Raw genomic sequence first — 11498 nt, forward strand, 5'->3', positions numbered from 1 at the left:
CGGGAGTGCGGTCGGTGCCCCGGGCCACGGGAAGGGGGACCTACGCCCGCCCGGCCGTCGCCGGCGACGGGGAGGGGGCCGACGCGCGGCCCTCGGCCTCCAGGGCGTGCAGGATGCTCTCCACGCTCTGCTTGGCGTCGCCGAAGAGCATCCCGCTGTTCTCGCGGAAGAACAGCGGGTTCTGCACCCCCGCGTAGCCCGAGGCCATGGAGCGCTTGAACACGACGACCTCGCTCGCCTCCCACACCCGCAGCACCGGCATGCCGGCGATCGGGCTGGTCGGGTCGTCCATCGCGGCCGGGTTGACGGTGTCGTTGGCGCCGATGACCAGGACGACCGAGGTCTCGGCGAAGTCGTCGTTGATCTCGTCCATCTCCAGCACGATGTCGTACGGCACCTTCGCCTCGGCGAGCAGCACGTTCATGTGCCCGGGCAGCCGGCCGGCGACCGGGTGGACGCCGAACCGGACCTCCACGCCGCGGTCGCGCAGCTTGCGGGTGAGCTCGGCGACCGGGTGCTGCGCCTGGGCGACGGCCATGCCGTACCCGGGGGTGATGACCACGGAACGGGCCTGCGCCAGCTGCCGCGCGACCTCGTCCGCCCGGACCTCGCGGTGCTCGCCGTGCTCCGCGTCGCCGCCGGAGGGGGCCTCGATGCCGAAGCCGCCGGCGATCACGGACAGGAACGAGCGGTTCATCGCCTTGCACATGATGTACGACAGGTAGGCACCCGAGGAGCCGACCAGCGCACCGGTGACGATCAGCAGGTTGTTGTCGAGCAGGAAGCCCGCGGCCGCCGCGGCCCAGCCGGAGTAGCTGTTGAGCATCGAGACGACGACGGGCATGTCGCCGCCGCCGATGGAGGCCACCAGGTGCCAGCCGAGGGCCAGCGCCAGCACGGTGACCGCGATCATCAGGCCGAGGCCCGGGCTCACGGTGAACCACGCCGTCAGCGCCACGAAGGCGCCGAGCGCGCCCAGGTTGAGCGCGTTCTTGCCCGGCAGGGTCAGCGGACGCGAGGCGATCCTGGCGGACAGCTTCAGGTACGCCACGATCGAGCCGGTGAAGGTGACCGCGCCGATGAAGATGCCGATGAACACCTCGGCGTGGTGGATGCGCAGCAGCTCGGCGGCGACCTCGGTCTGCGCCGAGCCGTGCGCCTCGACCTGGAGGTAGCTGTTCCAGCCGACCAGCACCGCGGCGAGGCCGACGAAGCTGTGCAGCACGGCGATGAGCTCGGGCATCTGCGTCATCTCGACCTGGCGCGCCCGCCAGAGGCCGATCACCGCGCCCGCGGCCATCGCGACGACGATCAGGGTGACCGCGCCGGCGCTGATGCTCTTCGCGGCGACCCCGACGGTGGCGGCGAGGGCGAGGGCCATCCCGGCGATGCCGTACACGACACCGGCGCGGGAGGTCCGGTGCTGGGACAGTCCGGCGAGGCTGAGGATGAACAGCAGGGCCGCGACCAGGTCCGCGGCCTGTGCGGCCGTCGTGGAAGTCATCGGAGCTCAGCGCCTTTCGGGGGACGTCGAGAACATGCTCAGCATGCGGCGGGTGACGGCGAAGCCGCCGAAGATGTTGATGCTGGTCAGCAGGATCGCCACGAAGGACAGCACGGTGACCAGCGTGCTCACGTGCCCGATCTGCAGCAGGGCGCCGATCACCACGATCCCGGAGATCGCGTTGGTCACCGACATCAGCGGGGTGTGCAGCGCGTGGTGGACCTTGCCGATGACGTAGTAGCCGATCACCACGGCGAGGACGAACACCGTGAAGTTCTCGGCCAGCTGCGCCGGGGCGAAGGCCACCAGCAGGAACATGGCCAGCATGCCGAGCCCGATCAGGCCGTAGCGGCCCGCCGGGGTGAGCTTGGGCTTCGCCGCCTCCACCACGGCGGGGGCGGCCGGGGTGGGCCGGGCCGCGGGGGCGGCCGAGACGGAGACGGGCGGCGGCGGCCAGGTGACCTCGCCGTCGCGGACCACGGTCACCGCCCGCTGGACGACGTCCTCGAAGTCGACCGCCGGCTGCCCGTCCTTGCCGGGCGTCAGCAGCGTGATCAGGTTGACCAGGTTGGTGCCGAACAGCTGCGAGGCCTGGGCGGGCAGCCGGGAGGCGAGATCGGTGTAGCCGACGATGGTGACGCCGTTGCCGGTGACGACCGTCCGGCCGGCGACCGTGCCCTCGACGTTGCCGCCCTGGGCGGCGGCCATGTCGACGATGACGCTGCCGGGCTTCATCGCGGCCACGTCCTCGGCGGTCAGCAGGCGCGGGGCGGGCCGGCCGGGGATCAGCGCCGTGGTGATGACGATGTCCACGTCCTTGGCCTGCTCGTGGTACAGCTCCGCGGCGGCGCGGTCGTAGTCGGCGGAGGTGGCCTTGGCGTAGCCGTCCGTGCCGGCCTCCTGGACGACGTCCACGGCCAGGTACTCGCCGCCCAACGACTTGACCTGGTCGGCCACTTCGGGCCGCGGGTCGGTCGCCCGGACGATCGCCCCGAGGCTGGAGGCGGCGCCGATCGCGGCCAGCCCGGCCACGCCGGCGCCGGCCACCAGGACCTTCGCCGGGGGCACCTTGCCGGCGGCCGTGACCTGCCCGGTGAAGAACCGCCCGAACACGTGGGCCGCCTCGATCACGGCCCGGTAGCCGGCGATGTTCGCCATCGAGCTGAGCACGTCCATCGACTGGGCGCGCGAGATCCGCGGTACCGCGTCCAGCGCGAGCGCCGTCACCGGACGCGAGGACAACTCCGCCAGGAGCTCGGGGCGTTGCGCCGGGGCGAGCAGGCCGACCAGGGTGGCGCCGTCCTGCAGCCGGGCGATCTCCCCGGTCGAGGGCGCGTTGACCTTCAGGACGACGTCGGCACCCCATGCGTCCCCGATGTTCGCGCCCGCCCCGGTGTAGGCCTCGTCGGTGAACCCCGAGGCGGTGCCCGCCCCGGACTCGACGGTGACCACGTAGCCGAGGGCGAGCAGGCCGCGCACCGTGGACGGTGTCGCGGCGACCCGGGTCTCCCCGGCGAGGGACTCGGCGACCACACCGATACGCCGCGGGGGGTGGTGGGTGGAGCCCTGTGCAGACATCACTCGTGCCTCTCTGGTCGGAGGAACCACTGACGGTGGGAGCCGCGTACTACAGGGGAGTGTCCTCCCCTTGGAGGCAGGAACCTACCTGCCCGGGCCCGGGAGGGGGACAGGGCGTGACCGTGACGTGTTTCACCGGTTCGCCCCGTCGGACCTGCTCGAACGCCGTTTTCGGTTCCTCGGGCCTCCACGGTGTGCCACCGGCGGCATTCCGGTGGTGCGGGAGTGTCGTTCGAGACGTGCGTGGGCACGCTGAGTGCCGCGTGACCGGTGTTTCCGGCCGTTTCCGGCACGTCCGGACGGGTGACGGCCCCTGGGGTCCGGGGCGGGTCCTAAGGCTTGTCTGACAATTCCCGCCGGGCGCGCGACGCCGGGGCACGCACTCCCCCAGCCTTCGGCCGGGAGGTGCCCCCACGCCGCGTTGTCGTCGGTCGCCGATGGCCCCCAGCCTCCGGCCGGGAGGTGCCCCCACCTCCGCCTTGCGATGCACGCACGGATGGGGGTCCCCCCGGCCGAAGGCTGGGGGAGCCGCGCACTGATCCGACGCGAATTGTCAGACAAGCCCTACGCTGGCCGGGTGACCGAAGGACTCCCTCCCGGCGGTGTCGGGATCACCGAGGACGAGGCCGTGGCGAGGTGGCGCGACGCCTGGACGCCGGAGCGGGTGGCCGGGCGGCTGTCGGGGTTGTCCGCTCCCTGGTGCGTCGCCGGGGGCTGGGCGATCGACCTCTTCAGGGGCGAGCTGCTCCCGGGGGTGCGGACCAGACCCCACAGTGATCTGGAGATCGCCGTCCCGGCCGCGTGCTTCCCCGAGGTGCGCGCGCGGTTCCCCGAACTCGCCGTCGACGTGGTGGCGCAGGGGCGGCTGTGGGAGGACGCCGGGCCGGAGGTCATGGCGCTCACCCACCAGACCTGGCTGCGCGACCGGGCGAGCGGGGAGTTCCGGGTGGACGTGTTCCGCGAGCCGCACGACGGCGGGGTGTGGATCTGCCGACGCGATCCGTCGATCCGGCTGCCGTACGGCGCGGTGGTACGGCGCACGGCGGGCGGGATCCCCTATCTGGCACCGGAGTTGACCCTTCTCTTCAAGGCCAAGGCCGTCCGCCCCAAGGACCGGCAGGACTTCGCGGGGGCGCTGCCGCTGCTGGACGGCGCCCAGCGGCGGACCCTGGCGACGCTGCTCGCCCGGGTGCACCCGGGGCACGGCTGGCTCGCCGAGCTGGGGCCGTTCGGCGACTGAGCGGGCCTTCTCACGAGTCCTCATGACATCACTCCCGTAAGGGGGTTGACCGGTAGACCGACCGGTCTCTATCGTCATGAGTAGACCGACTGTTCTATCTACTCGGGAGGGAAAAGCCATGCAGCCCCGTACCACCGCCGCCGTCATCGACCTCTTCAACCAGGCCTTCACCGACCACGACCCCGACCTGATCGACGACCTGGTCGGCGAGGGCTGCGTCATGGAGTCGGTCCAGCCTGCGCCGGACGGCGGGCGCTGGGAGGGCCGGGAGGACTGCGTGGCCTTCTGGCGGACGCTCGCCGCCGACCGTACCGTCCGGTTCCGGCCCGAGGAGGTCATCGTCATGGGGGAGCGCGCCACCATCCGCTGGCGCTACCGCTTCGGCGAGGGGCCCGCCGACTACGTCCGCGGCGTCAACCTCATGCACGTCCGGGGCGGCCGGATCGTCGAGGCCCTCGGCTACAGCAAGACCGGCGGCGAGATCCCGCTGCGCACCGGGCCCGCCACCGACGGCGAGTGACCACCGACCCGGCCCGGCGAGGAGAACGAGGAGAAGGAGCGAAAGGGACATGCGGAGCTACCACGTCGACAGCGGCGCCGGCATCGAGGGCCTGGCGGTCCGGACCCACCCCGACCCGGCCCCCGGCCCCGGCCAGGTCCTGGTCGCCGTACGGGCCGCCTCGCTCAGCTACCGCGACCTGATGGTGTTACGCGGTGACTACGTCCTGCCGGTCAAGCCGGACGTCGTCCCGGTGGCGGACGGCGCCGGCGAGGTCCTGGCGGTCGGCGAGGGCGTCACCGGGGTGCGGGCCGGCGACCGGGTGGCGGGCGCGCTCTTCCCGAGCTGGCAGGACGGGCCCTTCGGCCTCCAGCACCTGCCCCAGCTCGACGGCTCGCTGGACGGCATGCTCACCGAGCTCGCCGTGCTGGACGCCGGCGGCCTGGTGCCCGTGCCCGGCCACCTCTCCTACGAGGAGGCGGCCACCCTGCCCTGCGCCGCGGTCACCGCGTGGAACGCCCTCACCGGCGACGGCGAGGGACTGCGGGCCGGGCGGACCGTGCTGCTGCAGGGCTCGGGCGGCGTCTCGCTGTTCGCCCTTGCCTTCGCCAAGGCCCTCGGCGCGCGGGTGATCATCACCACCGGCGACCCGGCCAAGGAACGGCGGCTCCGCGGTCTCGGGGCGGACGAGGTGATCGACCACCGGGCCCTGCCGGAGTGGGCGGGCCGGGTGCGGGAGCTGACCGACGGCCAGGGCGCCGACCGGGTGGTCGACGTCGCCGGCCGGCTGGAGGAGTCGCTGCGGGCGGTGCGGATCGGCGGCCACATCGCCTGCGTGGGATTCATCTCCGGCGCCGCCGTACGGCCGCTCGACCCCCGGCTGATCTTCGGCGCGGGCGCCACCGTCCGCCCGATCGCGGTCGGCAGCCGCTCCCAGTTCCTGGCGATGAACGCTTTGATCGAGCGCCACGGCATCCGCCCGGTGATCGACAGCACCCACCCCTTCGACCGGGCCCCGGACGCCTTCCGCCACTACGCCTCCGGCGCCGCCTTCGGCAAGGTGGTGATCGCCGACCGCCCCTGACCGGCCACGCCCGCGCACCCGGCCACGCCCGCACCTGACCGGCCACGCCCGCGCGCCCGGCCCACCGAGGCGGCCGGGTGCGCGGGGCCGCGTACCTCACCCCTCGGCGGAGGTACGCGGCGGCGGGCAGGCCGGCGAGGGCGCGTCGCCGTGCCAGGAGTGCCAGAGCGCGGCGTACGTCCCGCCGTGGGCGACGAGCTCCTCGTGGCTGCCGAGCTCCGCCACCCGCCCGCCGTCCATCACGGCCACCCGGTCGGCGTCGTGCGCGGTGTGCAGCCGGTGCGCGATCGCGATGACGGTGCGTCCTTCGAGGACGGCGGCCAGCGCGCGTTCGGCGCGCCGGGCGGTCCCGGGGGAAAGCAGCGCGGTCGCCTCGTCCAGGACGACCGTGTGCGGATCGGCCAGGACCACCCGGGCCAGGCCGACCTGCTGCGCCTGCGCGCCGTCGAGTCGCCGGCCGCCGGCGCCCAGCGGGGTGTCGAGCCCCTCGCCCAGCTCCCCGACCCAGTCGGCGTCCACGGCCGCCAGCGCCTCCAGCAGCCGGTCGTCGCCCGCCGCCGGGTCGGCCAGCAGCAGGTTGTCGCGCAGCGTGCCCATGAAGACGTGATGATCCTGGGTGACCAGCATGATCTGGCGGCGCAGGTCCCGCGGATCGAGGTCCGTGACGGGCACCCCGCCGACCGTCACCGTGCCCGTGCGCGGCCGGTCGATCCCCGCCAGCAGCCGGCCCACGGTGGACTTGCCGGCACCTGAGCGGCCCACCACCGCGAGCCGCTCGCCCGCCCGGACGGTGAGGTCGACGCCGCGGACCACGTCCCGGGAGCCCTGGTACGCGAAGTGGACCCCGCTCAGCTCGATGCGGCCGTCGGCCGGCCGGGGCGCCGGGGTGGTCCGCGGTCCGGCGTCCGGGACGTCCGCCCGTACGCCCAGCCCCTCGACCCGGGCGAAGGAGGCGCCGCTGCTCTGGAGCTGCTCCACCCACCGCAGGATCGAGTCGAGCGGCTCCGCCAGCTGCCGCAGATAGAGGACCGCGGAGACGACCGCGCCGAGCGTGACCGCGCCGCGGTCCAGCAGGACGGCGCCGACCAGCAGCGCGCCCACCACGGGCAGGACGTGCGAGACGTCGACGGACGGGAAGAGCACGCTGCGCAGGCGCAGGGTGCGCGTCCGGGTGCGGTGGCTGTGCTCGATCCCCTCCAGGGCGGCGGCGAGGTGCCGCTCCTCCAGCCGGAAGGCCTCGATGGTGCGGGCACCGGAGGCGGTGGCGGACAACTGCTCGGCCAGCGCCGAGTTCGCCGCGCCCTCGGCCAGGTACGCGGCGTGGGCCCGGCGCAGGTACCAGCGCGTCGCGCACCCGATGCCGATGAGCCCGGCCAGGCCGCAGGCCCCGAGCAGCGGATCGAGCAGGAACACGGCGGCGATGATCAGCGGGGCCTGGACGCAGGCGATGAACAGGTCGGGCCCCGCGTCGCGCAGCGCCGCGCCCACCTGGCCGACATCGGTGGTGCCGCGCACGGTCAGGTCGCCGGTGCCCGCGCGTTCGACCTCCGACACCGGGAGGGCGATCGTCCGGTCGACGAAGCGTTCGCGCACCCGCGCCAGGGTCCGCTCGCCGAAGCGGTGCCCCAGCACCCGCGCCCAGCGGACCAGGAGCAGCTGCGTCACCGCGGCGACCAGGACGGCGAGGGCCAGCCGGTCGACGGTGCCCGCCGACGCGCCGTCCCGGACCTCGTTGACGATCCGTCCGAGCAGCCACGGCGCGACCAGACCGGCGCCGACGGCCAGTGTGTTCAGGGCGAGCACGGCCGCGAAGGCGCCGCGCTCCGGGCGGAGGAGGGCTGCGGCCGCGCCGATGAGCCGCCCGCGTCCGGCGACCGGCAGGGCCTTCCCCGCGCTCACCGGGTGCTCCCCGGGAGGGCCGGCCGCTCCGCCGCCGGCTCGCCCTCGTCGGCCGTCCGGCGGGAGACCAGGCGGCGGTATCCGGGCTCGCCGGCGAGGAGTTCGCGATGGGTGCCGGTGGCGGACACCCTCCCGTCGACGAGGTGGTGGACGACGTCCGCCCGGTCGAGGACCAGCGGCGAGGAGGTGGCGATCACCGTGGTCAGCCCGGCCCGGTGGGAGCGGATCCCGTCGGCGATGGCGGCCTCGGTGTGCGCGTCCACGGCGGAGGTCGGGTCGACGGCCAGCAGGACCTCCGGCTCCGCCGCCAGGGCGCGGGCCAGGCGGAGGCGCTGACGCTGCCCGCCGGAGAGGTCGCGTCCCCGGGCGCTCACGGCCGACGCCAGGCCGTCGGGCAGGCCGAGGACGATGTCCCGGGCGGCTGCCGCGTCGACGGCGGCCTCCAGGGTTTCGTCCGGACGGTCGGAGTGTCCGCCGAGCGCCTCGCGCAGCGTCCCGGCGAACAGGGCGGCGTCGTGGTCGGCCATCAGGACGCGTTCGCGGACCCGGTCGAGGGCGATGTCGCTCAGCGGCACCCCGCCCCACCGCGCCCGTGAGTCGGTGAAGCGGCCCAGGCGTTCCACGACCGCCGCCGACTCCTCGGGGCGCGCACCGGCCAGGGCGGTGAACCGGCCGGGCAGCACCTCGACCCCCGAGTCCGGATCGTGGAGGACGGACGGCCCCCGCGGCGCGTCCAGCCCGGCGGTGCGGTCCGCGGCGTGCGGCTCCAGCGCGAGGAACCCGATCAGCCGTCGGGCCGCGACCCGGCCGCGGCCGAGGTCGTAGCCGCCCTCGATGAACTGCGACACGGGGACGACCAGCACCGCGGTGTAACCGTAGACGGACACCAGCTCGCCGGCGGTGATGGAGCCCTCGGCGGCCATCCGGGCCGCGAGCCAGGTCACGGCCGCGAGGAAGACGGTCGGCAGCCCGACGGCGAGGGCCTGGATCCACCCGGCCACCGCGGCGACCCGGTACCCCTGCGCCCGCAGCGCCCGGGAGTCGGCGCGGTACCGCCCGGCGTACGTCTCCTTGCCCCCGAGCCCGCCCAGCACCCGCAGCCCCTCGACCAGGTCGACGAGGCGGGCGGTGAGCAGTCCGTCCCGCTCGCGGTAGGCCGTCTCGGCTCCCTGGAGCCGGCCGAGCAGCGGGCCGACCAGGACCGCCAGCACCGGTACGCCGAGCAGGACCACGACGGCGAGCAGGGGCGAGACGGACAGCAGCAGCACCGCCACGACGGCGTAGGCGAGCGCGGCGCCCACGCCGGGCCCGGTGATGGTCAGCACGTTGGCGATCCGGGCGACGTCGCCGAAACCGATGGCGAGGACCTCGCCGGCGTCGATCCGCCGGGGGAGCGCCGCGCCCAGCCGGGTCGCGTGCTCGGTCACCACGCGCACCGAGCGGTAGACGGCGTCCAGCCGCACCCGGGTCATCACCCGGTGGCGCATGACGGCGAGCCACGCGTTCAGGACGCCGACGGCGAGCAGCGCACCGGTCCAGCCCAGCAGGGCCCGGTGATCACCGGTGGTCAGTCCGTCGTCGACGGCCCGCGACAGCAGGTACGGCGGCACCATCAGCGCCACCATCCAGGCGCTGCCCAGCACCGAGCCGGCCAGCACCCGGCGGCGTTGGGCGACGATCAGCCACCAGAGGTACGCCCCTGGGCCGCCGATCGCCGGCACCCCGGGGCCGACGGACGGATCCGCCATCGGGTGCCGGCGGTCGGATGCGGTCGGGCGCGTGTCGTTCGTATTCGAAGTCGTAGCGTCGGGCAAGGCACCCCCCCCCATGATCACCTGATGGTGGAACCGTACCCGCCACCCGAGTTGAAGGGTGCATGCCCCCCGGCCTTGCGTCGGCCGCCCGGACGGTGCGGCAGGTCAGCCGCCGTCCCCCAGTGACCGGGCGGCCTCCTCGGCCCGCCTCGCCAGCTCGTCCGGCGGGATGTCCTCGACGTGGGTGGCGACGTTCCAGCGGTGGCCGAAGGGGTCCTCGAACTGGCCGGTGCGGTCGCCGTAGAACTCGTCCTTCACCGGGTCCAGCTGGGTCGCGCCGCGGGCCAGTGCCTCGGTGAAGACCGTGTCGACGTCCTCCACGTAGGCGTACAGGTTGACCGAGGTGCCGCCGACCGTCCTCGGGGAGAGGAAGCCCATCTCCGGGAACTCGTCCGCCAGCATGATCACCGAGTTGCCCAGCCGGAGCTCCGCGTGCGCGATCCGTCCGTCGGACGCCGGGGACCTCATCCGCTCGGTGGCGCCCAGGACGGCCACGTAGAAGTCGATCGCGGCCTCGGCCCCGTCGACGCAGAGGTACGGCGTGATCCGCGGGCCCTCGGGGATGGGGTTGACGCTCACAGTGCTCCGCCTTTCCTCGCGGTGCCCCCGGACCACGATGGCACGCGCCGTCCCGTCACGCGTCCGGAGACCCCGGCCGCCTCCCGACCGCCGCGCTCACCCCGCGGTCCGCCGCCGCGCTCACCCCGCGGTCCGCGGCCGGCCGGGCGCCATCGCCCACCGGATCACCCCGGTCACCGCCCGGCCGGCCGGTCCGACCAGCGCCGTCTCGACCACCGGCACGGCGGGCGGCAGCCGCAGCTCCCGCCGCGCCCACCCTGGCAGCAGGGACACCGCGGCCGCCGCGAGCAGGCCGTACGCGGGGAGCGCCGGGAGCGGCACGGGCGGGTGGAACAGCAGGAAGCGCGCCGCTTCGAGGGCGTCCGGGCCGGCCCGGAGCTCGGGGCGGTAGGCGCGCAGGACGGCCGCGAGACCGGCCCGGTCCACGGGCGGGTCGGGCACGCCGAGGGCACGGGCGATGCGCGCCGCGTCCGCGACGTACCCGTCGTAGCCCGCCGCGTCCAGGGGCGCCGCGCCGAAGGCCCGGTGGGCGAGCAGGAAGCTGTCGACCTCCGCGGCGTGCACCCAGCCCAGCAGGTGCGGGTCGCTCGCCCGGTACGGCAGGCCGGACGCCGTCGTTCCGCGGATCCGCTCGTGGACGGCTCGCACCCGGTCCACCGCCCGCTGCGCGTCCTGCGCGGTGCCGAAGGTGGTGACGGCCAGGAACGTGCTGGTGCGCTGGAGACGACCCCACGGGTCGCTCCGGAATCCCGAATGGTCGGCGACGGCCGCCATCGCCACCGGGTGCAGCGACTGCAGCAGCAGGGCCCGCAGCCCGCCGGCGAACATCGCGGCGTCCCCGTGCACCGTACGGATCGGCCGCCCGGGCCCGAACCAGCGCGCGCCCGGCGTCTCGTGGATCCGCCGGCGCACGGCCGGGCCCTCGGGACCGGCCACCCGCGCGAACAGCTCCGCGCCCAGCCGCTCCCGCAGCCACACGGCCCCCGGCAGGGCCTGGAGGGAGGACTCCACACCTGCCACGGTACGGCGCCGGCCGAGCCACACGTCCGGGTGACGCCGTCCCCCGCCGTCCCGGGAGGTCACCTGAACCCGTGAAGTCCCTTGGATTTCACCGGAAGTCGGGCCACCGGGGTGCGGTGGGCCGGTAGGAATGGGGTCGGCCGCCCCGGGGGGGGGGGGCCCCGGGGGGGGATTTTTGGATTATCCGAAACGGCGCCCCCAACACTACCTGGGGGGGGCCCCACGGGAGCTCCTCAAACGGAATGCGGGACCTCTTGATTCCCGGACACGCCGTAAGGACT

At 74.6% G+C, this 11498-nt stretch carries 9 protein-coding genes; 3 read left to right on the forward strand and 6 right to left on the reverse strand.

All coding sequences use genetic code 11. The features are described from left to right. Positions 1–40: 40 nt before the first annotated feature. Positions 41–1504, reverse strand: coding sequence for a Re/Si-specific NAD(P)(+) transhydrogenase subunit beta (gene pntB, locus ACWEQL_RS37165; protein ID WP_452155111.1), 1464 nt, complete (start codon positions 1502–1504; stop codon positions 41–43). 6 nt (positions 1505–1510) lie between these two features. Beyond that, complete coding sequence (locus tag ACWEQL_RS37170; RefSeq protein ID WP_452155113.1) at positions 1511–3082, reverse strand: Re/Si-specific NAD(P)(+) transhydrogenase subunit alpha; 1572 nt, start codon at positions 3080–3082, stop codon at positions 1511–1513. 577 nt (positions 3083–3659) lie between these two features. Here ACWEQL_RS37170 and ACWEQL_RS37175 point away from each other — a divergent pair. The 3 genes from ACWEQL_RS37175 to ACWEQL_RS37185 all read left to right on the forward strand — a co-directional run bounded on the left by ACWEQL_RS37175 (position 3660) and on the right by ACWEQL_RS37185 (position 5905). Then, on the forward strand, positions 3660–4322 hold the full coding sequence (locus ACWEQL_RS37175) for a nucleotidyltransferase domain-containing protein (RefSeq protein WP_452155115.1): 663 nt from the start codon (positions 3660–3662) through the stop codon (positions 4320–4322). A 118-nt stretch (positions 4323–4440) separates the two neighbouring features. Further along, positions 4441–4842 carry a nuclear transport factor 2 family protein gene (locus tag ACWEQL_RS37180; protein ID WP_452155117.1) on the forward strand — a complete coding sequence of 134 codons (402 nt, stop codon included), beginning with the start codon at positions 4441–4443 and terminating at the stop codon, positions 4840–4842. Between the two features lie 49 nt (positions 4843–4891). After that, entirely contained in the window at positions 4892–5905 is a 1014-nt protein-coding gene (locus ACWEQL_RS37185; RefSeq protein WP_452155119.1) for a zinc-dependent alcohol dehydrogenase family protein, read from the forward strand. Between the two features lie 96 nt (positions 5906–6001). Here the strand turns inward: ACWEQL_RS37185 and ACWEQL_RS37190 are convergent, their stop codons facing one another. The 4 genes from ACWEQL_RS37190 to ACWEQL_RS37205 all read right to left on the reverse strand — a co-directional run bounded on the left by ACWEQL_RS37190 (position 6002) and on the right by ACWEQL_RS37205 (position 11208). Next, positions 6002–7804, reverse strand: a complete 1803-nt coding sequence (locus tag ACWEQL_RS37190; protein ID WP_452155121.1) for an ABC transporter ATP-binding protein — start codon at positions 7802–7804, stop codon at positions 6002–6004. Beyond that, positions 7801–9552, reverse strand: coding sequence for an ABC transporter transmembrane domain-containing protein (locus ACWEQL_RS37195; protein ID WP_452155123.1), 1752 nt, complete (start codon positions 9550–9552; stop codon positions 7801–7803). The genes ACWEQL_RS37190 and ACWEQL_RS37195 overlap by 4 nt, the downstream gene beginning before the upstream one ends. A 171-nt stretch (positions 9553–9723) precedes the next feature. After that, positions 9724–10197 carry a VOC family protein gene (locus ACWEQL_RS37200; protein WP_452155125.1) on the reverse strand — a complete coding sequence of 158 codons (474 nt, stop codon included), beginning with the start codon at positions 10195–10197 and terminating at the stop codon, positions 9724–9726. A 120-nt stretch (positions 10198–10317) separates the two neighbouring features. Next, positions 10318–11208, reverse strand: coding sequence for an oxygenase MpaB family protein (locus ACWEQL_RS37205; protein WP_452155127.1), 891 nt, complete (start codon positions 11206–11208; stop codon positions 10318–10320). Between the last annotated feature and the right edge of the window lie 290 nt (positions 11209–11498).

It is taken from the genome of Kitasatospora sp. NPDC004240 (assembly GCF_053603215.1).

What these genes read in the sequence shown, in the direction of transcription:
- ACWEQL_RS37180 (WP_452155117.1), top strand. Translation starts at nt 4,441, where the DNA reads ATGCAGCCCCGTACCACCGCCGCCGTCATCGACCTCTTCAACCAGGCC.
- ACWEQL_RS37170 (WP_452155113.1), bottom strand. Translation starts at nt 3,082, where the DNA reads ATGTCTGCACAGGGCTCCACCCACCACCCCCCGCGGCGTATCGGTGTG.
- ACWEQL_RS37185 (WP_452155119.1), top strand. Translation starts at nt 4,892, where the DNA reads ATGCGGAGCTACCACGTCGACAGCGGCGCCGGCATCGAGGGCCTGGCG.
- pntB (WP_452155111.1), bottom strand. Translation starts at nt 1,504, where the DNA reads ATGACTTCCACGACGGCCGCACAGGCCGCGGACCTGGTCGCGGCCCTG.
- ACWEQL_RS37195 (WP_452155123.1), bottom strand. Translation starts at nt 9,552, where the DNA reads ATGGCGGATCCGTCCGTCGGCCCCGGGGTGCCGGCGATCGGCGGCCCA.